The sequence below is a fragment of the Paenibacillus sp. F411 genome, assembly GCF_017582705.1.
Taxonomy (GTDB): domain Bacteria; phylum Bacillota; class Bacilli; order Paenibacillales; family Paenibacillaceae; genus Paenibacillus_AQ; species Paenibacillus_AQ algicola.
This window is the reverse complement of the sequence record NZ_JAGFIP010000006.1, coordinates 98,608-121,734: the sequence shown is the minus strand read 5'-3', so window position 1 is coordinate 121,734 and position 23,127 is coordinate 98,608. Positions and strand designations below refer to the sequence as shown.

The following is a 23,127-nucleotide window of genomic DNA, read 5'->3' as shown; positions in this document are numbered from 1 at the left end:
TTTATGAATCTAGTGAAGGAGTGATCTGAATGGAAACTGCACGTAAAGAAGCCTTTGTTGTACATGCCATCCCCTCCCCGGAGCTGTCTGTCAGTGGAGCCAAGAGGCCGGAGGTGGTGCCTTATATTTTGGATGAAGAGGCTATGGAACGAAAAAGAAGCCGGCGGATCGTATGGGGCAGAGCCGCCGTGGCTGCCATGATTTTTGTGATATGGGAGGTGTTTACGCGCCTTGGCCTGCTGGATGCCTACTATTGGAGCAGCCCCAGCGCCATTGCCGAGACCACCTGGATTCAGCTGACAGAAGGAACGCTGATGCGCGATGTCATTTACACCTCGGGCTCTACCATTCTAGGTTTTATGTTTGGGACGGCCTTGGGAGCATTGCTGGGACTCTCGTTTTGGTGGTCGAAATCGTACGCAGGCGTCAGTGAGCCGTACTTAATTATTCTCAATGCCATGCCGAAGCTGGCGCTTGCGCCTGTCCTGGTCATCCTGCTCGGCATCGGGTTTTTCTCCAAAGTGGCACTGGCATTCTCTATGACCGTAGTTGTCGCGGCACTGTCGGCCTACAGCGGCGTGAAAAGTGTCGATCCGGATATGGAAAAGCTGATGTACTCGCTCGGCGCAAAACGGCGTCAGGTGTTCGCGAAGGTTGTGGTACCGTGGTCGATGCCTTGGATCATCAGCAGCCTTCGCATCAACATCGCTCTCGCACTTGCCGGAGCTATAGTAGGTGAATTCATCGCTTCGAGTCAGGGAATCGGACGCATGATTATGTATGCGGGGACCATTCTCGATATTAACCTCGTTTGGGTTGGCGTTGTCGTACTGTCGTTCCTCTCGATGCTAATGTACTGGGGCGTGGTTCTGCTGGAGAAATGGCTGTCCAAGGGCCTTGCCAAGGTCTGAGCCATAGAGTCTTCTCGCTTCCATGACAAAAGGGTTACATGAAAGACCACTATAGATGAAAAGGGGAATGAACATGCACAGAACGATGAAAAGACTGCCTTTGCTTTTGGCCGGATTATTGCTCACTTCACTGCTCGGAGCCTGCGGCGGGAAGACGGAGGAAGAAACGGTATCGGCCGCTGGCGGTACGGAAGAACTGAAGAAGATCGTCATTGCCGAGCCGCTTCATTTGACGGGGTATTTGCCGCTGTATGTAGCTCAGCGGGAAGGGTATTTTGAGAAGAGAGGTCTGGACGTTGAAGTCATTCAGGCGTCCGGCGGCGCGCATGTTACCGCTGTCGTCAGCGGAGATGCGTGGGGCGTGATCGGCGGTGCCGAGTCCAATGCGCTGGCGAACAAGAACAACTCTGACCCCATCGTTTCTGTCGTCAATGTCGTGAACCGGGCTAACGTGTACCTGATGGCGAAGAGTGGTACCGGACCAGCAAGCAATTCCCCGGAGGACCTGAAGGCTTTTCTTGAAGGAAAGAAGATTAACGCTGGCCGTCATGGAGGTACACCGAACCTGTTGACCCGCTACCTGCTGGTTCAGCTGGGTCTTGACCCGGCCAAGGATGTACAGCTGTTGGAGCCGGCGGACGGCTCGACCGTGGTCACGATGGTGCAGCAGGGAGCGGCTGATATTGCCAATGGCGCCGAGCCGCAGATTAGCGACGGGATGTCAAAGCAGGTCTGGGACGAGCCGTTTTACAAGTTCCATGATCTTGGCGATTTTGCTTACTCGGTGCTCAGTGTAAAGAAGTCTACGATCGAGAAGGATCCGGAAACGGTGCAGAAATTTACCGGTGCAATCATCGAGGCGCTGCAGGCCGTGCAGAATGATAAAGAGCTGGCGGCGAGCATCCTTAAGGCGGAATTTCCGACGCTTTCCGAGGAGGCGCTGCAGGCGTCCATGGACCGTGCGTATGAAGATCATCTATGGAGTCTGGACGGCATGATTTCCGAAGAAGCGTTGAAGAACGATATGGAGGTTATGATTCAAACCGGTATCTTTACAGGCGATTATGCGTATGACGAGCTGGTTGATATGCAGTTTGTGAGAAACGCGCAGCCGTGATGAAGCGAAAAAGCCAGGGTTCTTAACCCGAGTAATGACTAAAGGAGAGATTAAAGATGAGAACATTGGAAGAGCTGGTCAAGGAAACACGCACGGCGGTCATTGTGGTGGATGTTCAGAATGATTACTGTCATCCGGATGGGGCTCTGCCCCTTTCCGGCTGTGATCTCAGTGGAGTCAAGAGCATGATGCCGAATTTGCAGGAGCTGTTAACGCAGGCGAGAGCAAACGCGGTTCCGATTATATTCATTCAGACCTTTCATGAGAAGGCTACCGATTCCGAAGCCTGGGTAACCCGTTCCTCGGGCCGTTCATCAGCAGTATGCCGTACGGGCAGCTGGGGCGCTCAGTTTTACGAGGTCTGTCCGGAAAAAGAGGATGTGATCGTCAACAAGCACCGATACAGCGCATTTGTAAATACGCGGCTTGACTCCGTGCTGCACACGCTGAAGGTGGAGACCCTTGTCATGACAGGAGTAAGCACGAATGTGTGTGTTGAATCGACGGCCAGGGACGGCTTCATGCGGGATTACAACATCGTGCTCGTCCACGATGCATGCGCTTCGTATTCCCAGAAGGCCCATGACATGACGGTGGAAAATATTGAAGGCTACTTCGGGAAGGCGGCTACTACTCCTGAGCTGATTCGTTGCTGGGAGCAGTCTGGCCACCACAGTGCTGAAGTGCTAAGGCCGGCGCAGCCGGCAGTGAGCTGATGGCCGTGTGAAAGGCATGTCAAGCGATTCCCTTCGTCTGACCCAATATACGATCTGTTTGGGAGCGCTGCTATCTAATTTGTCTGCAGGGATGTTCAACATTGCACTGGTAGATATTGCGGACTCCCTTCAGGTAAGCCTGCCTTCTGCACAATGGGTTGTCACCGTCTACCTGCTTGTTATTTCTGTGCTGCTGCCCCTTATGGGAAAGCTGGGCGACCGGATCGGAAGAACAAAGGTGCACAATGCGGGCTACTTCATTTTCCTTGCCGGAGCGCTGGGCTGTGCACTGTCGCCTTCCTTGCCGCTGCTTATTGCTTCGCGGGTTGTTCAAGGAGCCGGGGCCGCTATGTATCAGGCGACGAATATGGCGCTTATAATCAGTGTGTTTCCTAAGGATCAGCGCGGCAGGGCACTGGGATTGATCAGTACATTTGTCGCAGCGGGCTCACTGGCGGGACCTGGCCTTGGCGGCCTGGTGCTGGAATGGTTCAGCTGGCGGACCGGCTTCTGGCTGCTAACGGCGCTGGCGCTGACAGCCTGGCTGCTCGCAAACCGGCTGATTCCCAAAGATGCTCCCTCCGGCGCCGGGAAACCAGATCTTGCCGGAGCCGCCCTGTTCGCCGTCTCGCTGACGGTTTTGGTCACATCACTGAGCCTGGGAGGAAGCTACGGCTGGGTATCCTGGCAGGTTCTCGCTCCGATCATCGCGTCTCTTGCTGGCTTCCTGCTGTTTACGGCAAGGTGCTTAACCCCGCGGCCTGGCAACCGGGAGCCATTTATCCAGCTGCGGCTGTTCCGGGAGCCGGGCATTGCCGCCGGTATCGGTGTGACGCTGGTCACGTATTTGGCGGCCTTCTCCGCGCAGCTTCTTCTTCCGGTATTTTTTCGGAGTGAACTGGAGCTGGGACCGGCTGCCGCAGGGATGATTATGATGGGGTATCCGCTGTCACTGGTTATTTTTTCTCCTTTATTTGGAAGCTTGTCAGACAAGCTGGGGACGTATCCCTTGATGTCGGCCGGTCTGCTGCTGATGGCTGGGGCGGCAGGAGCGATGAGCTTCTTGTCCGCTTCTTATCCAGTGCTTGCCGTGCTTGCCTTGATTGTGCTGCTGGGCGGGTCCATGGGCATGATTACTCCCCCTAATAATTCTCTCATCCTGGGCCGCGCAAGGAAGTCCGAGCTGGGGCTTGTCAGCAGCCTCATCGCGCTCTCCCGCAATCTGGGCATGATGCTAGGCACCGCAGCCGGTGGAGCGGCGCTCGGCTTCAGAGATCAGGCTCTTGGCTTTCGCAGCCTGTTCCTGCTCTGTGCGGTGCTGCTGCTTCTGACCTTTGCGGTCTTCGCGCTGTCGTTTCGGTCTTCGCGGTCCAGGGAGTTTAGGGAGATCGAGGGCTAGCACAGCAGTGCCGGGTTAAGGAGTGGATTTCGTTACTCCCAGGGCTGGTCATCCTCCACTGCCGCCTGGATTTCCTCGTGTCCAATATTTACGTAGCCGTAGCCTGATTCCAGATGCTGCCTCATAGCCTGCTCCTTGATGAACCGCGGGCTTGCTTCGCCGTTTTCCTCGTCATATACTAAGAGGATTCCGTCGCTTTTCCGCAGCAGGAGCTCGTCTCTTGCTTTGAATTGCCAGCTGCCCTCATACCCCTTTTTGCTGACTGAGGTATAGAAATCGACTTGCCTGATCAGTCCCTGAAAATAGGTCTTTTTCTCCTCATTCCACTGCTCCTCCGGATGGCTGTAGGCTGTTACAATGGAGCACTTCAACTGGGGATACCTGGACTTCAGACGGATTGCCGCCTCGATGGCCCAGAGATCGACCCCGTATTGGCCGGGAGTGAGCACCCACTCCAGTCCGTCTTCCAGAAAAGGGATCAAGCGTGATTCGATCGCCTTGATAATATAGGGGATGCCCTTATGCTTGTTGCTGTATACGCCGAGCTCGTGAGCCCGGTAGCCGGTGATCAGAAGATTTTTCAAGGGTGACACTCCTTCGGGTTGATGCCTCTACTATAGCATAGCAGACCGGATGGCTGCCGATGTGTTACAGAACAGGGAGGATTGGGTAATAGGGTTGGTAGCGAAAAATTATGGAGTCGACAGGCAGGAGGAAATCATTTTGAAAAAATGGACAACAGGATTATTAAGCGTGATCTTGGCATTTGGACTGGCTGCATGCAGCAGTGACAATGAGGCTGAGGAAGCAGGTACGGCAACGCCGCCAGCGAACACTGAGCAGCCTGCAGAGAACGGAGAAACCGTGACCGAGCCTGCCGAAGCGCCAGCAGAGGAAATGACAGAGACACCGACCGTAGATGAGCTGATTCAAAAAAGCGCCGAAGCCGGCGAGAATTTGAAAAGCTTCTCGATGACTTCTGATATTGAGCAAAACATCAGCCTGGGTGAAGAGCAGCAGAACATTAACATTCAGATGATGGTAGATACAACGATGGACCCGATGCAAATGTATCAGGAAATGACGATGGATATGGGAGAGCAGGGCAGCCAGGAGCTGAAGCAGTACATTTTGGAGGATAGTGTTTACTCCGGAGTGGAGGGCGAATGGTACAAAATGCCGGATGCTGAAGCCAAGCAAATTATCGACAGCATGGCCATGACCTCACAGAGTCCAGAGCAGCAGCTGGAGCAGTTCAAGACGATTGCCGAGGACACGGAGATCAGTGAAGATGGCGATCACTATGTGCTGACAGCCGATGTTTCTGGCGACAGCCTGAAGGAGCTGGCTCAGACTTACATGAACCAGACTGGTGGTAGCGATGCGCAGACGCAGGCGATGCTGGAGCAGATGGATATCAAGAGCATGAAGATCGTGTTTGGCATCCATAAAGAGACGTACCTGCCGATGGAATCAACGGTAGATATGGTCATGGAAATGGCGGAAGGCGACCAGAAGATTACACTGGAAATGAAAATGACCAGTGACTACAGCAAGCACAATGAAATCGAGAAGATTGAGGTGCCGCAGGAGGTTCTGGACAGCGCAAAAACGATGGACAACGCCGCCTAAGCCTTAAAGCACGAGCCTGGCGAGAGTGAGCAGTGCAGGGCCCCGCAGGTCAGTGTGTATGTATTATAATGAAGAAAGCGGCAGTGCCGGAGGGAACTCCGCACTGCCGCTTTTTATGGCTCCTGCTTAATACACTGCGTTCGCGTCGTAAAGACCCTGGCAGGGAGTGCTCAGTAGAAGGAGGAACCGATGATGAATGAAGTCAGTGACCATCTGGATTACGGGCTCTCGGTCATTTTTATTGGCTTTAACCCTAGTCTGCGCTCTGGTGAAAGTGGACATCATTATGGTAACCCGCGTAATCACTTTTGGCGTATTTTGCAGCAATCGGGTATTACTCCAAGGCTATACCATTTTTCCGAGGATCGGGAGCTCTTGAAGCTGGGGTATGGCTTTACGAATATTGTCGCGCGGCCTACCCGCGGAATCGACGATATTACTCGGGAGGAATATGCCGCCGGGCGAAAGCTGCTGTACGACAAGCTCATGCAGTATAAGCCGAGCATCGCTTGCTTTGTCGGGAAGGGCGTATACACGGAGTTTAGCCGAAAATCCCGGGCGGAATGGGGCTTTCAGGCGGAGACGGTCATTCCGGAGGTCAGAGAATTTGTCGCTCCGTCTTCCAGCGGGCTGGTACGGATGAGCATGGAGAGCATTGTAGAGATTTATAAGCAGCTGGGCATCAATCTGGCGGAGGATTCACAAGAATCAGAGTAATACGAACAACAGGCCACCTGGAAGAAGAGCTTCCAGGTGGCCTGCTGTTTGTGCGCGCTGCGTGGAGCCGTGGGTTAGTTCCCATCGGGGAATTGCAGCAGCTCCGGTGCAACTGGAGGTACGAGTCCTTCTGCGGCGGCGCGCTGGAGCAGGGCAGCTACGGCGGCATGGCCGTCTTGACCGAGGTCCTTAGTATATGCATTGACATAAAGCTGGATATGCGACTTGGCTACGTCCGGGTCCATCTCCTGAGCATGCTGCATGACATATTCCTGGGAAGCCAACGGGTCGTTCCATGCCTGCTCCACCGAAGCGCGAATCCAGGACGTAATCCGGGTCAAATCCAGCGACCGGCGGGCAATGATGGCGCCCAGCGGGATAGGAAGACCGGTATCCTGCTCCCACCAGCTTCCGAGATCGGTCATCAGCTGCAGGCCATAGGACGGATAGGTGAAGCGGGCTTCATGGATGACGAGTCCGGCGTCGACATGGCCGTCGCGAACGGCAGGCATGATCTCGTGAAAAGGCATCACGACGATCTCGCCCAGACCGCCGGGAATCTGCTGGGCTGCCCACAGGCGGAACAGCAGATAAGCGGTGGAGCGTTCGCTCGGTACGGCCACGCGGCGGCCGCTCAGCTGGGACGGCTCTGCCGCGGCGCTTTCCCGTCCCGAGGTTAGCACGAGCGGACCACAGCCGCGTCCCAAGGCGCCTCCGCATGGAAGCAGGGCATATTCCTCCAGCACCCAGGGCAGAGCGGCATACGATATTTTGAGAATATCATGGGACCGGGGATCTTCTCCCGCAGCCCAGTAATTGGTTACATCAATATCGGCATAGGATATGTCGAGCTCCGGTGCGCCGGGAATCAGTCCATGCGCCCAGGCATGAAACACAAAGGTGTCGTTAGGACAGGGGGAGTAAGCAATCTTCAGCATTTCTCATACAACCTCCGTAAGTATGGAACTGGCCGCCTCCAGACGTTTCAGGGCACCTGGAATGTCCCAGGCTTCTCTGTCTCGGAGGCCGACACGGTTAGATATTGCGCGAAGCTCAAGCACAGGCAGCTTGACGTCCGCTGCCGCCTGCGCTGCGCCGAAGCCTTCCATGGCTTCAGCCGCCGCGAGCGGGATGCGGGCTGACCGCGCTGCAGCGGTCTCTGCAGTGCCTGTCGCCGTCGAAACCGTCAGAATAGGACCACAGACTGCCTGGAGACCGGCGCGGTTCAGCGCCTCGGTCAGTGCGCGTGTGATGGGCTCGGGGGCGGCAATCGCAGACGAGCCAAAGCCCAGCTCATCGACGCTGAGAAAGCCGCCTGGGGACTCCGCGCCGAGATCGGCTGCGATCATGCGGTCAGCGACGACGAGTCCCGCTTGGCCCGCTTGTCCGTCGAATCCGCCGCCGATGCCGGCACTAATCACGAGGCGATGGCGTCCACCGCCTGAGGCTAGAACTCTTGCGGTAGCCGCGGCCGCCGCGGCCGGCCCGACACCGGCAGCGATGACCTCAAACCGGTCATCGCCGTTCAGGCCCCGCAGGATGGCTTCCTGCTCGGGAGCTACGGCGGTAACAATTAAAATGGATGCCTCTTCATAATGGGACAATGACGTTCACTCCTTCTGACTGCTGCTCTATGGGACAAGCTGTGTTATTAATAAAAAACCTTACTGCAATATGTCTATAACGTTATAACGTTCCGGTACAATTGTAAAGGGCAGTCCCTTTGGTGCAATAAGAATCGGAGCAGATTCCTTTTATAAATGTAAAAAAACACCAATTTGATAGATGTTGAAATAGGCATCAGGTATAATGAGGTGACAACTCAGTAGAGACGAAAGGACCGATATCATTGCGCAAAAAGGGATCTAACGGACAGGAAAGCAGAGCCAGACTGCTGGAAGCAGCAGCTCAAGAATTCGCACGTTCAGGCTATCATGAAACGAAGATCAGCACGATCGTGTCCCGGGCCGGGTTAACCCAGCCGTCCTTTTATCTTTATTTTCAGAGTAAGGAAGCAATTTTTGAGGAACTGATGGAGCTGTTTGAGATTCAATTCAAGGAAATGGGCAGGCATAGCAGGGAAGAGCCCGATGACCCGGATAACGTGGGCCAGGAAGGAAATCGCCGCGAGGCTGCCGAGGGGCAGATGTACCGGGAGCTGGCAGGATTGTTCGGTTTTCTGGGGAAAAATCAGGATTTGACGCAGATTGGTTTTTTTACGGGAACGCAGTCGGCGGCACTAAAGCGCAGGCTGATGTCGGCCATCCACAGCGATTTTGCTGCAAAGCAGCAGAACGGCCATTTCCGGCATGATGCTGATATGGAAATTGCTGCGGAATGTCTGCTGGGGACGATCGAATGTCTCACCCGGGAACAGCTGCTCACGGGCAAACGTCCGCCGGAGGAGCTGGCACAGGAGGTGGTGCGGCTTTATTTACTTGGCTTGATGGCATAATGTTCTAACATTTTATACATATGGATAAAGCCGCCTCTTCAAGCGCTGAAGAGGCGGCTTTTGATACTTTTTACGCATAAAGATCGTCTACAGTTACGGCTTGACCATCTCCGGGGTGTAATCACTGGATATATAGGTGAAGGCTGCAGCTTCCTTCATATCGGCAGGGTAAATGGCGGCCGGATCCGGCAAGGTCAGGGAATAGTGGATCTTTGCTTCGCCATCCTCGGTGAATTCAATCCGGTCAATGCGAACACCATAGCCGGGGGCTGGCAGCTCGCTGCGTGTAATGGTGACCTTGTTGACGTCGTCATTTACTGGTTCAACGGATAAATCAAGGACAGCTTCACCCTGATCCTCTTTCATTGCGGTCTGATTGGCTACAAACTCTGCAGCCTTGGATACCATAACCGCTGCCTCCAGGCGGGTAACAGGGGCATCAGGATGGAAATACCCTTTCTCATCAAGCTCGGCAATTTGGGTCAGGAGCAGAAACTGGAGCGCCAGGCGGTGCTCGGGGTCGATATTTCCTTCGTCTTTAACGTTAATATACATTTTGACGGTTGGGAAATCTCCTAAGGCTTCAATACCGCTGTGAAGCAGCTCTGCGAATTGAATACGGCTCATCGCCTTTCCCGCTTTAAAGCTGGCATCCACGGCTAGACCGTTCTCTGCTGCAATCCGGACCGAAGAGCTGTACCAAGCTTGCTCCGGGAGCGCTTTCGCCCATGCTGGCACTTCGGCGGCAGACGCCTTCAAGTTCAGTGCCTTCACGACGAGCTGTACCGCCTGCCCGGATGTCAGCTGCGCGTTTGGTGCAAATGTGTCCGATGTCATTCCTGAAATCACACCCTGCTGCTGCAGGCGTTCAACCCGGTCGGCCTCCTCACCCTTAGGCAGATCGGAAAAAGCAAAAGCGGACGTTCCGGTCACAAGCAGTGATGCGGCAGCTATGCTGATCATGGATTTTTTGAATTTCATCATTTGTAACACCTCCTGTATACATTGACGAACGCTTCATCGTGAGTGTTGCAGGATACGAGACAAAAATGATAAAAATTTCTTATTTGAGAGCCTCCAGCGATGGGGCGGATTCAATGGGCGGCCGTTTCCCGCGCTGCAGCTCGCGGAGCGACAGGCCGAAATCCATCTGCAGATGCGGATAATCGGGAAAGCTGGCCCAGTCGCCTCCCCACTGAAAGCCAAGGTCCTTGGCGATCGCAACGACCTCCATCCAGTCGGACTTCCCGTTTCGGTTCCCGTCATACTCCAGATCCCAAATGACCTGTCCCTCGTTATTCCAAAGGGCAAAGTCAATAGCCAGACCGTAATTGTGCATGGATTGGCCTCCCCGGGCTTGGGTAACGATATCTCCGGGAGCTGATCTTCCCTGCTCGTAGAGCCGATCCTGCTCCTCATGAGAGCGGTAGCCGTCGGTCACAATAATCTTGATGCCAAGCTCGCGGGTCTTGGCGACAAGCCGGTTTTTTTGAGCCAATACGACGGGGTGCAGCTCTGTGATCGGGGCGGCGGGCGTTGTATTCTCCTCGGGGAGGAGATGAAAGGGCTGATCCTGTACCTGTATATATATAATAACCAGCAGGATGGCGGCGATGATCCATCGGGTGGGACTTTTACGTTTGGGTTTTACTTGTGCGGTAGCCATAGCTTGGGTGGTTAACCTGCCTTCCTGAAACAAAATCAACAGTTTATGAAGCTCGTCCTTCTATTATAGCGGGTCACGGGGATTGGCATCTACTCGGCTTAAGGCTGGTTTTAACGAAGGAAGGCAAGGGGGAGAGCAGGTATAATAAAGGACCGAGCTTCGCAAGCTATATGAAAAACAGGAGGCAGAGGATGGACAGAGAGCCTGCATTATGTCATCAGATTGGTATGCTGACAGGGGCCTTAAGCGGCCTGCAGCATTCAGGTTCAGGAGATTCCGGAGAGCTGAAAGGGCTCATGCAGCAGATAGAGCAGCTTCATGGACGACTGCAGGAGCTGCAGCTGGAGGAGAGGGCAGCAGGCTCCAGTGAAAGCTTGGTGATGCGGCAGGAGCTGGTCCAGTGCCGGGTGGAGCTTTCCCGGTGCATGGAGCTGTTGACACAGCAGCAGGACCAGGCAGCCGAGCAGTATCGCCGGGTGCTGGGAGACGGCAAACCGGCCTTTGAGCAGCTAAGTCAGGAAGAGCAGATGCGGGAGGCGCCGGAAGCGGCCGCGCTGCGTCAGCAGTATCAGGAATTAAAACAGGTGGGCAGGCAGGTTCAGCGGCTGAACGAAGGCTTGATGGATGCCGGTTACAGGCTGGATCGAGCGTATGAGGCGACAAGCAGCAGCGGAGCAGCAGAGGTGGTGGATGCTGGCGGTGATGTTGAGATACCGCCGTTTAGCTGACAGCTGGTGCGGCGTAGGGGTAGAGCAAAGAGCAGGTGATCCGGAGGATCACCTGCTCTTTGCTTGCGCCCGGTGCGGGGGCGCCTGGCGCGATGGTGCGCCACGAACGTGAAATTTCACGTTGGTTGGCCGCCCCTGGCGCAAACATGCGCCACGAACGCGAAATTTCGCGTTGGATAGGCGCGCCTGGCGCGAAACCACGCCACGAACGCGAAATTTCGCGTTGGATGTGCGCGCCTGGCGCGAAACCACGCCACGAACACGAAATTTCACGTTGGATGTGCGCGCCAGGCGCCAACGAGCGCCACGAACGTGAAATTTCGCGTTGGATGTGCGCGCCAGGCGCAAACGAGCGCCACGAACGTGAAATTTCACGTTGGATATGCGCACCTGGCGCGAAACCACGCCACGAACGTGAAATTTCACGTTCGTTAGCCTCGCGCTCCCTACCGTGGCCCTAGCTTCCGGCTGCTTCCGTGCGGCGGCGCGACAAAGCCTCTTCCAGCCGGCGCATGGCTTCCTGTAATGTAGCAGAAGTGCAAGCGACGTTCATTCGCATGAAACCGTCGCCTACTGTTCCGAAGGAAGCGCCGTTATTCAGGCCCAGCTTCGCGTCCTCTACGAGGAACTTGGACAGCTCCTTATCGGGAAGTCCCAATGCTCTGAAGTCGAGCCACAGCAGGTAGGTAGCTTCCGGCAGCCATACTTTGACCTCTGGTGTATGCTCAGCGATATAGTCGCGTACATATTCCATGTTACCCCGAACGTAAGTTAGTAGCGCGTCAAGCCACTCCCCGCCTTCACGATAGGCAGCTTCTGTAGCGGCGGCACCCAGAGGAGTGATTGCGCCCATAGCGAAGGTTTCGAGCGTCTTGGCAAATTTGCGCTTCAGAGAATCGTTAGGAATAATCAGATTAGCTGTATTAAGTCCTGCGATATTAAAGGTTTTGCTCGGTGCTGTGCAGATGATTGAGCGCTGGGCTGCATCCTCAGACAACGCAGCAAACGGCGTATGCGCTCCGGGCTCAAACACAAGGTCTGCATGGATTTCATCGGAAACAACGAGCACATCATGCTGCTGACACAGCTCAGCGATTCGGCTCAGCTCTTCACGTTTCCATACCCGACCCACCGGGTTATGAGGACTGCACAGAATAATCATCTTTGTTCGTTCGGCGGCAAGACAGCGCTCCAAATCCTCGAAATCAATATCGTAGCGTCCATCCTCATCCTGTACCAGCACGTTCTCGATAAGCTCCCGGCCCTGGTCCTTCACCACGCGATAAAAAGGAGGATATACCGGGGTCTGGATGACGACGCCATCGCCTGGCTCCGTCAGGCTGCTGACAAGCATGCTCAGTGCTGGGACGACGCCGGGGCAGAATTGGATCCATTCCGGCTTAATGGACCATTGGTGACGGGATTTCATCCAGCCGCAGACGGCCTCCAGATAGTTCTGGCTTGGTAGTGTGTAACCGAACACACCATGGTCCACACGGTCGTGCATCGCCTGGATGACGGCCGGAGGTGCTGCAAAGTCCATGTCGGCAACCCATAGCGGCAAGGCATCGGTAACACCAAAAATCGTATGGACGTGATCCCACTTCAGGGACGAAGTTTCTGTGCGGTCAATATTCAGATCAAAATTCATAACTATCTCCTCCAAGATCGTCTTTATCTAATGTCTGTCAGTTTGAGAGAGACTTCTCATAGTTCGAAATCAGAAACCTAAGCAGCAACCCAAGTCGCAACCCAACAACCCACAAAAAACAAACTAATCTACAGCAGCACGCCCATGCTCATGCCCTATGCTGCTAAGATCCGGGATAAAGGAATCAGGGCGGTCAGGGTCAAGACGCTCAGCAGCGTCGAGAACAGAACCGTCTGAGCCGTAAAATCCGGCTCGTTCTGGTATTCTTCGGCCAAAATGGACGCATTTACGCCGACCGGCATACCGGAGGCGAGAATAAGCGCTTGGGCCGGAATGCCTTTCAGCCCAAGAGACAGTACGATCAGGATGCCAATGACAGGAGCGGCGAGCAGCCGGATGGCTACGCTGAAATAAATTTCCTTGCGGTGCAGCCGCAGCGGATATTTAATCATCTGCGCTCCCAGCGTCAAGAGCGCAATTGCGACCAGAGACTGATCGGCATAGATCAGGGGCCGGGCCAGAAACTCCGGCAGCGGAATAGAACCGATCTGGAACACCAGACCGGCAACGAGCGCATAGGGTACAGGCAGCTTCAAGAATCCGATCAGAGCCTGCCGGTATAGCCCTTGAGTCTTCGCTCCCTGAATTGAGAATACACCGTATGTAAAGGTCAGCAGCGCTTGCATCGTCATAATAAGAGCCTGCAGTGACCCCGCCAGCGCATCTCCTTTAAAGGCAAGCTCGTTCACCGGAAGTCCGTAATTGCCTGAATTGTCCAAGATCAGTGCATTCGTAAATGCAGCCCGCATGCCGCGCGTAAATTTCAGCCGGGCAGAGCAGAGTCTTCCGATGAGATAAAGCGCGGTAACATATATGGAATAGTATAGCACGATGGTGCCAAACAGCTCGGCGGACATTTCTGATTCATACATGCTCATGAACACCACGGCCGGAGTAATATAATAGAAATTGATCTTGGCCAAGGTGTACAGGTCAAGCTGGAAAGCCCGCTGCATCAATACCCCCGCGCCGATGAGGATAAAGATAGGCAGCACTACTTCTAGCAGGATGCCGATAATCATGACGGTATATTCATCTTCTTTCCGAAAAATGCATTTGACAGTCATTATACCACGGCATGGGCTTCTGTCACGCAAAAAAGCCGAGGTCCCTGGCGCATCACAGGAAGGACCGGAACGTTCAGATCACGGTACATCCTGCTGCCCAAAAGAGCTCCTCGGCCTTCATAGCTAAATCGTTCACGCTGGGGTTATTGAGGGTTCGTCGTCCAGATTCCGGCTGTTTTGACAAACACGCGGGCAGGCAGCTTCAGGGCTGCCAAAGCCAGGGCCGCAACATCCTCCGGCTGCATCATCCGGTCCTCATCACCAATTTTCAGCCCGGCATGAACAGCAAGCTCGGTATTTACCGTGCTTGGCGTCAGCGCCGTCACCCGGATGTTATGCTTGCGAACCTCCTGCAGCACAGCCTCGGTCAGACCCATTACGGCAAATTTAGAGGCATTATAAGCCGACCCGGTGGCGAATCCGCGTTCACCCGCAGTGGAAGAAATATTAATGACATCGCCAGAGGCGCGTTCCATCATGCTAGGCAGCACCGTGCGGAGCATATGGTAGGTTCCCATCAGATTGACATCAATGATTTTTTTCCATTCCTCGGTTTCCATCTCCAGCAGATTGCCAAATTGGGCAATCCCGGCGTTATTAATCAGGATGTCAATGGCACCCAGCTCCTGACTAATGACGGCAAATGCCGCCTCCACTTCACTCTGCAGCGAGATGTCTGCGGCAGCGCCGATCGCTTTAACCCCGTATTGCTCTGTAATCAGCTTGCTGAGCGACTGCAAATCTTCGGCGGTTCGGGCAATGAGCCCCACATGTACCCCTTCACTGGCCAGCGCGATCGCCATAGCGCGCCCGATGCCCTTGCCGGCGCCAGTAATAATAGCGGTCTTATTCTTCAAGCTCATCTGATCCACTCCCGATTGTTTATAGTATTAGCCCTCTATATAAGTATACCCCGTGCAAGGGGAGCTGATTGGAGATTAGTATCTGAAGCGCAATTACTGCTTGTCCGGCTCCGGATACTCCTCACCCAACGTATCTACAGTAACATTTTTCATCACCGGCGGATCAACGACGGTTTCTCCCTGGGTTGGCAGATTGGCAATCTCATCGACGATGTCCAGCCCTTCAATAACCTTCCCAAAAGCGGCATACTTGCCGTCCAGAAAATCAGAATCCGCGTGCATGATGAAAAACTGCGATCCCGCAGAGTTCGGATCCTGTGCCCGGGCCATAGATAATACGCCCTCCGTATGCAGCAAATCGTTCTGGAAGCCGTTGGCCGTAAACTCTCCTTTGATGCCATAGCCCGGTCCGCCGGTTCCGTTTCCGCTTGGGTCACCGCCCTGGATCATGAAGCCGGGAACGGCGCGGTGAAAGCCAAGACCATTGTAAAAGCCGCTTTCAACGAGTGAAATAAAGTTATTCACTGTGTTCGGGGCGACTTCAGGGTACAGCTCGGCCTTGATGATGCCTCCGTTCTCCATCTCGATCGTGACGACGGGGTGGCTGGCGTCGGGATTCGGAACATTAAGCTCGGTTTCCGGCTCCGCTGGAGCTTCCTGAGTCGAGCTTTCATTGCTGGTGTTATTACTGGTCGTTCCACTGTCTGTATTCTCCCGGGACTGATCATTTCCGCAAGCTCCCAGCAGCAGCATGACGGTGAGCAGCAGAGCCCAGAGCGTCATCGTTTTAGTTCGGTTTTTCATGACAATCAATATCCTCCTTGACAATAGTCTAGCCTGATTTTATCACAAGCGGAAGATGCCCCGCATCTGTTGGCCAGATTCGGGGCATCCTTGATCGTCATGCGAACGGATTTATTCCGCTCCATCCTCACCGTCGTCATGCTGCGGGGTTTCTTTATGGTTTCGGGTGCCGTCCGGAAATTCGTGCTCCAGGCCCTCGGGCAGTGTGCTGCCATCCGGGTAGGAGTCTTTCGCAAACAGGCCGGATTCTTTATTAATGTCCCGCTCATTGACTAATGAATGCTCTAATCTGTCCTTATCCTTATCGCTGGAATTGCTGGAATTCATATCAGGCCCTCCTTATCATCCAAGTCATATACGGTTATACGGCTAAAAATCCTCCGGCAGCTTGCGCACCTCATCGCCGTCCACGCCGCCTGCACCGTTCAGCAGATCGATTCCGTGCTGATCCTGATCCGTAGGAAAGGCAGGGTCAACCGGGCTGTCCGCCTGCAGGGTGTCGGCATCCGGCACGTCCTCGAGCGGCCCGTCTTCAGCGTCGCTGCCTGCAGCGTCTTCGGTCATGTCAGCCTCCATAAAAGCATTTTCCTCTGGCGCTTCCTGGCTATAAGCCGGATTGTACTGTGGAACACCATGCAGATACGTGCTGTTGGCGTCCTCACCTAGAGGCTCGTCATATTGCCGCGGGGTCTCTCCCGCATATCGCGATTCCTCCGAAGGGGAATCGTTCTCCGGCTCTGCCCCGGACACTCTCCAGGCTTCCATCGCGCTTGCATCCGGGTTCAGCTGGCGTCCATGATTCCCGTCTGCCGGGCCGGCCTCATCCTGGCTGAAGCCGCTGTGATCAGCCTCCTCACTGCTCAGGCTCTGGCTCGTGGTAGTCTGCATATTGCGCGTTTCATCCTCCGGGATATCGGTCATCGGGTCCAGCGGATCCATGCTCTCGTATTGTAAACGGACTACATCTGAAAATGAGTTGCGGTTCAATTCATTACGCATAATATTCATCTCCTTATCAGGATTCATAGTCAGTGCTTCGTTTCTGTATACGGAAATTACCCGCTGATGGAAGATTGAATCCTGCAGGGCAGGCTTTCCCCGCTTTCGCTCGTAGTGTGCCCTTATGAGGGTGCAGCAATTACTCCGCCACCTTTTTTCTCACAAAGCGGCTGCAGTCACCATCGGCCTTTTGGTGCATCAGCGCAAAACAAAAGCGGTGATTCAACAGGACATAATCCCCTGAATCTACCGCTTAAATGATGAGTTTAACGCGTCAGCGTCTTGCCAGACAAAATAATAGAACGTTCCACCAGCACATCCATGGCATCTATGGCACATTCCCGGTAAAAATCCGTGAGCGTAATACAGGACAGCTCTGTACAGGCAAGAATTACGGCGCGGCACTGCTGCTCGTAAACAAGTGTATGGATGAGTGCTTCCAGCTTGGCCGGGCTTACATCTTTGTTTCCCTTAACGTCATCATAAATAATTTCCATGGCCAGCTGCTGCAGCTCTTTCTTCGGCTCATGAAGCTCCAGACCGTATTTCTCCGCGCTAAGGCGGTATATTCCACTGGATATCGTGCCATTGGTCGCCAGAATGCCGACTTTGCTGCCTGCCCCGAACCGCTGCTGCACCTGCTTCATCGTCTCGTCAACCATATGAATGAGCGGGATCGAGGTCATCCTCTGCATATCCTCGAAGAAATAATGGGAGGTGTTGCATGGAATCGCAATATGATGCACTCCTGCCATTTCCAGCAGCCTGAGATCACCGGAAATCGCCTCCAGGAAATCCTCCTTGTTGCCTTTCTGAATGACCTGGGTTCGGTCCGGAAGTCCGGTATGATTCAGAATGACCATATCGATATGCTCTTGATCGTTGCTCGCTGCGGTATGCTCAATCACCTTTTCGAAAAAAACCGAGGTGGCTTGAGGACCCATGCCGCCGATCACGCCCAGTTTTTTATTGTCCATGGTTCAACAGCTGCCTCTTTTTAAAATCATTCACAATCTGTGCCTCGTGAAAAGGAATTTCAGTCGTACCGATAATCTGGGAGGTTTCGTGGCCTTTTCCGGTAATCAGCACAATATCGTCTTTTTCAGCTAAGGCAAGCGCATATTCAATCGCTTCTTTGCGGTCCACCATCCCTTTAAAGGAGCCCTGATGCTCCTGCATCGCAGCAGCTATGTCTGCAATAATGGCATCCGGATCCTGATCCTTTGGATTATCGGAGGTAATGACCGAGAAATCCGCATGCTGTGCAGCGACTCGTCCCATTGCGCGGCGCTTGTCCAGCCCCAGCTTTCCGGGTGCGGCATAAACACCGAAGACGAGGATAATGCGGCTCTTGGCATAGGGGCGAAGCGTGGAGAGCACCTTTTCCAGGCTATCTTCAGTATGAGCGAAATCCACAATCACGGTGTTATGGTCATCCCGGTAGACGACCTCCATGCGGCCCTTAATGCCTTCTACGGCCTGAATTCCCGCCTTGGCCGTTTCCAGTGGGATCCCGCTGGCATACGCCCACGCCAGGGCCGCAAGGCTGTTCAGCACATAAATGCTGCCTGGCAGGCGGACCTCCAGCTCAATGGAGCCGGCAGGGGTGTGCGCAGTAAAGCGCGTGGCGTCAATCGCATAGGAAATATTGTCGGCGTAAATATCAGCGTCCTGCTCCAGGCCATAGGTCAACAGGGCTGCAGGCCGAGAGCGCAGTCTCTGGATTAAAAGGGCGCCGTATGGATCATCCGCATTAATAATATTGCAGCGGGAGGTCATGTCGAACAGCATGGCCTTCGCTTCGAAATATTCCTCCATACTGCGGTGAAGCTCCAGATGATCCGGCGTCAAATTGGTAAATATGCCGGTGTGAAACGAGCTGTAAGCTACCCGTTTCAGGCTCAGGGCGTGGGAGGATACCTCCATGACACAGGTATCAATGCCGCGCTGGGCCATCTCCGCAAAGGATTGCTGCAAATACAATGCCTCAGGGGTCGTATTCTTGTTCTTTCGGAGCTCCTCACCGATCAGCGTTCCGATCGTCCCGATGATGCCGGAGGATTGACCGGCTTGATCCAGGATGGATTTGATAAAATAGCTGATCGAGGTTTTGCCATTTGTGCCGGTGATTCCTACCATATTGAGCTTCTCGGTCGGCCGGCCGTAGAAGTTGGCGGAGATCCGCGCCAGCGCATCCCGCGTATCCTGTACCTGCAGCAGCGTGAGGGTGGACGGAGCGGAGAGCGGGAGCTCTACCGGCTGCTCGGCCACAATGACGGCAGCGCCCTGAGCGATCGCTGCTGGAATATATCGGTGTCCATCGACAGTAAATCCGGAAATAGCCACAAAGATGGCGCCCGGCATCACTTCACGTGAGTCAAAGGCGACGCTGCTGACTTCCTGGTTCAAGTCGCCCTGGATCCGCTCAAAAGCCAAGTCCTGAAGGACGGAGGATAGTATCAAGGCATACAGCCCCTTTCTATATATGTAGTTCCACACAGCCAGTCTGTGCATATGGATTTCATACCTCATTTGGGTATATAGACCCTTTCCGGCTGGAGGAATCAAGTAGTACTCTCAAATCTCATTCATCTATTCATCAAAGGTTCATATAATAGCGGCAATCAGGTCATCAAATAATAATAATACTTCTTGTCCCTGCGGAATACAAATCTATTTGCGGCAGCGTCAGGACGTGGGAGGAGCCTGTGCATTTTTGTGCTTCTAACAGAAAAAATGCGAGCGTCCATTTCATTTCATGATATATTGATAGAGACGTTGCAAATCATGTCGATTGCTGTATTTTATCGCTGCTTCATATATATAGAGAAGGACTGAGGTGTCGCAAAAAGATGGCCGTGCCCCTGAAAGACCTGAGCGACTTCGTAATGGGGAGCTCGTTTGCTTTTATTGCACTCGTGATGCTGTTTTGCCTGCTGTTTCTGCCAAGGCATACCCGGACGAGCTGGCTTGCATTAACCCTGGTGGTCGGCTCCTGCGGTGTACTGCTCATGACGTATTCACCATTCTTATACACCTATTATGAATCGTATTCCCGGTTGTGGGTGACGGCTTTCGATGCGGCACTGTTTACGCTGCTGCCTTCCATGACCTTTTATTTCGTAAAAATATACGGTCCCGGTCCATACCGGCTTACCAGCCGCCTGCTCATGTTCCAGACACTATATTCCTTGCTGTGCGCGGTTTTTTTGATGATCATGACGCTTTCCGGTACTGATTATGATGGAATCTACTACTTTTTTACCGTCTACCTGCTAGGCATGATGATGATCCTCCAGGTGCTGTACCTGGTGGGACTAAGCATTTTATCTGCCATCCGCAAGAATAAGGACGCCTACATTTTCTCCGCGGGCTTTATGCTGCTCGCCGGAGGAGCGCTTACGGATCTGCTGCTGTTTTATGCTTTTGGCCGCGGTCATCAATTTGTGTACTGGAAGTGGGGCGTTCTTGCGTTCATCCTGTCGCTGATGATTATGCTTGGCCGTAAATTTATTCGTGGACATGATCAGGTGGTGCAGTATTCCAAGGAGCTGGAGATGTTCAACAATGAGCTGCAGCGATCCGAGAAGATGGAGATTATAAGCGAGCTCGCGGCTTCCGTCGCGCATGAGGTCAGAAATCCGTTGCAGGTGACACGAGGCTTTATGCAGCTCCTCGCCGAGAAATCGGAAGAAGGGCAAAAAGAGTATCTGAACCTGGCTCTGAAGGAGCTGGACCGGGCTTCAGGAATTATTACCGATTTCCTTACCTTTGCCAAGCCTGAGCTGGAGCAGGTGACCGTGCTGAATCTGGCAGAGGAGCTGCGCCATGTTACGGGAATCCTGAATCCGCTCGCTAATTTGAGCGGGGGCGTCATTCAACTGGAGGTCTCCAAGGGAGTATACATTGCCGGTAATGCCTCCAAGCTGAAGCAGGCGGTCATCAATCTCGTGAAGAACAGTATTGAGGCTCTGGAGGGCGAGGGCGTGATCAAGATCCGAGTGTTTAAGGATAAGGAGCATGCGGTCATCTCCATCCGGGACAATGGGGTCGGCATGGATATGCAGGAGCTGTCCCGCCTGGGCGAGCCGTATTTCTCCAACAAGACCAAAGGGACCGGGCTGGGACTTATGGTGACCTTCCGCATTATTGAAGCCATGAAGGGAAAAATCCATTTTACCAGCCATAAAGGCATCGGGACGGAAGCGGTCATTCAGATTCCGCTGGCTTCAAATAAATGATTGGAATAATAAACATTTATTATCAGATTTGGCTTAAGAAGCAGGGATAGAGAGCAAGTCCATCGAATGTATAACCATCGGAATGGATAGACATACACCCCAGATTATTCCTTTGGTTGAGGTGGGTATATTGAAATGTCTCAGAGCTGTAATTGTTCTCCTGTTTCTTCTCATAATGGGAATGGTGGCTGGTGCAGAGATTGCATTGAGTCATGCTTCGACACAAGTAAACGTGTCCTCCTGGAGCATCTCGTGGACCACCTCTGACGGCACTCCCCCCTCCAGACCGCCGGCAGACCTCCCTGAGGAGGCATGGAGACCTTACGGCTTGACTTCGCCTGAATCCTCACAGCTGAATGCTGTCTGGATCCGGCTTCAGGTTCCAGAGCTGCAAGGGAGCCCCCAGGGCATTCTGCTGGAGAATCTTCAGGGCAAGCGAATGACCATTTTTGCAGCTAATCATATCATTTACAAAGCGAACTATAACTATCAGCTCAATCAAATCCTCTTTCCGCTGCAATCTGCGCTGTCCGGCCAATATATGTATATGTGGCTGGAGACCGACAACCCCAACCTCCGCCTGGAGGAGCGTGTGCAGTTCGGAGATTTTCAGCATTTGTTTAACGAGTTTCTGAGGAGCAGTCTGGACGACATTATTCTTGGCAGCACGCTGCTCTTTATGTCCGCTATTATGCTCGTCTGGAGCTTTTTTACGAATCGGCGTTACCGGCTTCATGTGCTGTCCCTCGCTCTAGTCATTCTTTCCGCCGGGGTGCTGGTTTTTACGTACTCTCCCTTCCTTTACACCGTGTTTGAGCATAAAGAAGAGCTCTTTACCCGCCTTTATGATCTGGCTTTGTTAGTTCTGCTGCCTTCCTTCAGCTTGTTTTTCGAGACGGTGTTCGGCTCGGGCTACCGTGGATGGCTGCGGACCATGCGCCGGCTGCAAACAGGCTATTCCTTGTTCTGTCTGCTGTTTATGTCCCTCAATATGCTCTCTCAAGGCCGGTACGATGAGTGGTATTATGTCCTGACTGCCAAAGCGCTCGGCATGATGATGATGGTTCAGCTCGCCGTGCTGGTGTTCAGCTCTATTATGTTTGCGGTGCGGGGAAGCCGGGAAGCGGTCATTTTCAGTGTGGGGCTGTGTCTGTTTGCCGGCATCAGCCTGGGAGAGCTGTTTCGCTTTTATATGAGTGGCGGCGAATATACGCTGATGTATTGGAAGTGGGGAGCCGCGGGATTTGTGGTCGTGCTGATCATGATCCTGGGCAGGATTTTTACGCAGAACCATGAGCAGGTTATTCAGTATTCCAGAGAGCTCAAGATGTTCAATCAGGAGCTGCAGCGTTCGGAGAAAATGGAGATTATTAGTGAGCTGGCCGCATCGGTAGCCCATGAGGTCCGCAACCCGCTTCAAGTAACAAGAGGCTTTCTGCAGCTGATCAGCGGTAAGTCACGGCCGGAGGAGCGGGAGTATTTGAATCTGGCTCTGGTGGAGCTGGACCGGGCTTCCGGAATTATTACGGACTTTCTGACCTTTGCCAAGCCGGAAAGCGGCCGGACCTCGGTTCTCCGTGTACTGGATGAGTTCACTCATATTGAGGGCATTCTCACCCCGCTGGCCCATCTGCATGGCAGCAAAATTACTGTGGACATTCCGACCGATCTGTGGATTCGGGGGAATTCCTCCAAATTCAAGCAGGCGCTGATCAACATTGTGAAGAATAGCATTGAGGCCATCCAGGAGGAAGGAATGATTCATATTCAGGCCTATCGCCGGAATCAGGTCATATATATTCTCATTCGGGATAATGGCGAGGGGATGAAGGACGAGGAGCTGGTCCGGCTGGGCGAGCCGTATTTTTCTAATAAGAGCAAGGGCACCGGGCTGGGGCTCATGGTCACCTTCCGGATTATTGAAGCGATGGAAGGACAAATTCAATATAGCAGCAAAAAAGGAGTGGGAACCGAAGCCTTGATTACTCTTCCTGCCGCGGTTAGCTAGTTCGCGGCAGGAAGAGGGCTTGTCCCACTCCTTCTTATGTTGTATGTAATTCACACTGGATGTCATGGTGTTGCTTCAGACTCATGTGCGGGA

23 protein-coding genes are annotated in these 23,127 nt (G+C 53.6%); 10 read left to right on the top strand and 13 right to left on the bottom strand.

Features of this window, described 5'->3' with window-relative positions; translation table 11 throughout:
- Positions 1 to 29 precede the first annotated feature (29 nt).
- The 4 genes from JJQ72_RS08700 (at position 30) to JJQ72_RS08685 (ending at position 4,143) form a co-directional block, all read left to right on the top strand.
- Complete coding sequence (locus JJQ72_RS08700) at positions 30 to 911, top strand: ABC transporter permease (RefSeq protein WP_208203396.1); 882 nt, start codon at positions 30 to 32, stop codon at positions 909 to 911.
- A gap of 73 nt (positions 912 to 984) precedes the next feature.
- A complete protein-coding gene (locus JJQ72_RS08695) occupies positions 985 to 2,028 on the top strand; it encodes an ABC transporter substrate-binding protein (protein WP_208203395.1) in 1,044 nt (347 codons plus the stop codon).
- A gap of 56 nt (positions 2,029 to 2,084) precedes the next feature.
- Complete coding sequence (locus JJQ72_RS08690; protein ID WP_138224910.1) at positions 2,085 to 2,744, top strand: cysteine hydrolase family protein; 660 nt, start codon at positions 2,085 to 2,087, stop codon at positions 2,742 to 2,744.
- Between the two features lie 16 nt (positions 2,745 to 2,760).
- Entirely contained in the window at positions 2,761 to 4,143 is a 1,383-nt protein-coding gene (locus JJQ72_RS08685; protein WP_208203449.1) for an MFS transporter, read from the top strand.
- A gap of 32 nt (positions 4,144 to 4,175) precedes the next feature.
- Here JJQ72_RS08685 and JJQ72_RS08680 read toward each other — a convergent pair whose 3' ends face one another.
- Positions 4,176 to 4,727, bottom strand: a complete 552-nt coding sequence (locus tag JJQ72_RS08680) for an SLOG family protein (protein WP_208203394.1) — start codon at positions 4,725 to 4,727, stop codon at positions 4,176 to 4,178.
- A 139-nt stretch (positions 4,728 to 4,866) separates the two neighbouring features.
- Between JJQ72_RS08680 and JJQ72_RS08675 the strand changes: the two genes are divergently transcribed.
- Both JJQ72_RS08675 and JJQ72_RS08670 read left to right on the top strand, forming a co-directional pair.
- Positions 4,867 to 5,775 (top strand): DUF6612 family protein, encoded by a 909-nt coding sequence (locus JJQ72_RS08675; RefSeq protein ID WP_208203393.1) that lies wholly within the window; start codon positions 4,867 to 4,869, stop codon positions 5,773 to 5,775.
- 192 nt (positions 5,776 to 5,967) lie between these two features.
- Complete coding sequence (locus JJQ72_RS08670) at positions 5,968 to 6,492, top strand: mismatch-specific DNA-glycosylase (protein ID WP_208203448.1); 525 nt, start codon at positions 5,968 to 5,970, stop codon at positions 6,490 to 6,492.
- A gap of 74 nt (positions 6,493 to 6,566) precedes the next feature.
- Here JJQ72_RS08670 and JJQ72_RS08665 read toward each other — a convergent pair whose 3' ends face one another.
- Positions 6,567 to 7,427, bottom strand: a complete 861-nt coding sequence (locus tag JJQ72_RS08665; protein ID WP_138227652.1) for a 1,4-dihydroxy-6-naphtoate synthase — start codon at positions 7,425 to 7,427, stop codon at positions 6,567 to 6,569.
- Positions 7,428 to 7,433: 6 nt separating this feature from the next.
- Positions 7,434 to 8,096 (bottom strand): futalosine hydrolase, encoded by a 663-nt coding sequence (locus JJQ72_RS08660; protein ID WP_208203392.1) that lies wholly within the window; start codon positions 8,094 to 8,096, stop codon positions 7,434 to 7,436.
- A 245-nt stretch (positions 8,097 to 8,341) separates the two neighbouring features.
- Between JJQ72_RS08660 and JJQ72_RS08655 the strand changes: the two genes are divergently transcribed.
- The gene (locus JJQ72_RS08655; RefSeq protein WP_208203391.1) at positions 8,342 to 8,947 is read left to right on the top strand and encodes a TetR/AcrR family transcriptional regulator; all 606 of its coding nucleotides are present in this window, start codon (positions 8,342 to 8,344) and stop codon (positions 8,945 to 8,947) included.
- Between the two features lie 93 nt (positions 8,948 to 9,040).
- On the opposite strand, the gene JJQ72_RS08650 is transcribed toward JJQ72_RS08655, so the two are convergent.
- Positions 9,041 to 9,931, bottom strand: coding sequence for an S-layer homology domain-containing protein (locus tag JJQ72_RS08650; protein WP_208203390.1), 891 nt, complete (start codon positions 9,929 to 9,931; stop codon positions 9,041 to 9,043).
- Positions 9,932 to 10,010: 79 nt separating this feature from the next.
- On the bottom strand, positions 10,011 to 10,613 hold the full coding sequence (locus JJQ72_RS08645; protein ID WP_208203389.1) for a M15 family metallopeptidase: 603 nt from the start codon (positions 10,611 to 10,613) through the stop codon (positions 10,011 to 10,013).
- Between the two features lie 191 nt (positions 10,614 to 10,804).
- Here JJQ72_RS08645 and JJQ72_RS08640 point away from each other — a divergent pair, with 191 nt between their 5' ends.
- Entirely contained in the window at positions 10,805 to 11,341 is a 537-nt protein-coding gene (locus tag JJQ72_RS08640; protein ID WP_208203388.1) for a hypothetical protein, read from the top strand.
- 457 nt (positions 11,342 to 11,798) lie between these two features.
- Here JJQ72_RS08640 and JJQ72_RS08635 read toward each other — a convergent pair whose 3' ends face one another.
- The 8 genes from JJQ72_RS08635 to JJQ72_RS08600 form a co-directional block, all read right to left on the bottom strand.
- Entirely contained in the window at positions 11,799 to 12,992 is a 1,194-nt protein-coding gene (locus tag JJQ72_RS08635) for a MalY/PatB family protein (RefSeq protein ID WP_208203387.1), read from the bottom strand.
- 155 nt (positions 12,993 to 13,147) lie between these two features.
- Complete coding sequence (locus JJQ72_RS08630; protein ID WP_138224926.1) at positions 13,148 to 14,074, bottom strand: AEC family transporter; 927 nt, start codon at positions 14,072 to 14,074, stop codon at positions 13,148 to 13,150.
- Between the two features lie 188 nt (positions 14,075 to 14,262).
- Entirely contained in the window at positions 14,263 to 14,982 is a 720-nt protein-coding gene (locus JJQ72_RS08625; RefSeq protein ID WP_208203386.1) for a 3-ketoacyl-ACP reductase, read from the bottom strand.
- A gap of 93 nt (positions 14,983 to 15,075) precedes the next feature.
- Complete coding sequence (locus tag JJQ72_RS08620) at positions 15,076 to 15,786, bottom strand: peptidylprolyl isomerase (RefSeq protein ID WP_243895964.1); 711 nt, start codon at positions 15,784 to 15,786, stop codon at positions 15,076 to 15,078.
- A gap of 111 nt (positions 15,787 to 15,897) precedes the next feature.
- Entirely contained in the window at positions 15,898 to 16,113 is a 216-nt protein-coding gene (locus JJQ72_RS08615) for a hypothetical protein (protein ID WP_208203385.1), read from the bottom strand.
- A gap of 42 nt (positions 16,114 to 16,155) precedes the next feature.
- Positions 16,156 to 16,785: a hypothetical protein gene (locus tag JJQ72_RS08610; RefSeq protein ID WP_138224934.1), complete on the bottom strand. Its 630-nt coding sequence runs from the start codon at positions 16,783 to 16,785 to the stop codon at positions 16,156 to 16,158.
- A gap of 266 nt (positions 16,786 to 17,051) precedes the next feature.
- The gene (gene cuyB / locus JJQ72_RS08605) at positions 17,052 to 17,762 is read right to left on the bottom strand and encodes a cysteate racemase (protein ID WP_208203384.1); all 711 of its coding nucleotides are present in this window, start codon (positions 17,760 to 17,762) and stop codon (positions 17,052 to 17,054) included.
- Positions 17,752 to 19,248 carry a UDP-N-acetylmuramoyl-L-alanyl-D-glutamate--2,6-diaminopimelate ligase gene (locus JJQ72_RS08600; protein WP_208203383.1) on the bottom strand — a complete coding sequence of 499 codons (1,497 nt, stop codon included), beginning with the start codon at positions 19,246 to 19,248 and terminating at the stop codon, positions 17,752 to 17,754. Before JJQ72_RS08600 ends, cuyB begins: the two co-directional genes overlap by 11 nt.
- A 389-nt stretch (positions 19,249 to 19,637) precedes the next feature.
- Here JJQ72_RS08600 and JJQ72_RS08595 point away from each other — a divergent pair, with 389 nt between their 5' ends.
- Both JJQ72_RS08595 and JJQ72_RS08590 read left to right on the top strand, forming a co-directional pair.
- The gene (locus JJQ72_RS08595) at positions 19,638 to 21,026 is read left to right on the top strand and encodes a sensor histidine kinase (RefSeq protein WP_208203382.1); all 1,389 of its coding nucleotides are present in this window, start codon (positions 19,638 to 19,640) and stop codon (positions 21,024 to 21,026) included.
- A gap of 130 nt (positions 21,027 to 21,156) precedes the next feature.
- Positions 21,157 to 23,034 (top strand): sensor histidine kinase, encoded by a 1,878-nt coding sequence (locus JJQ72_RS08590; RefSeq protein WP_243895963.1) that lies wholly within the window; start codon positions 21,157 to 21,159, stop codon positions 23,032 to 23,034.
- The last annotated feature ends 93 nt before the right edge of the window (positions 23,035 to 23,127 follow it).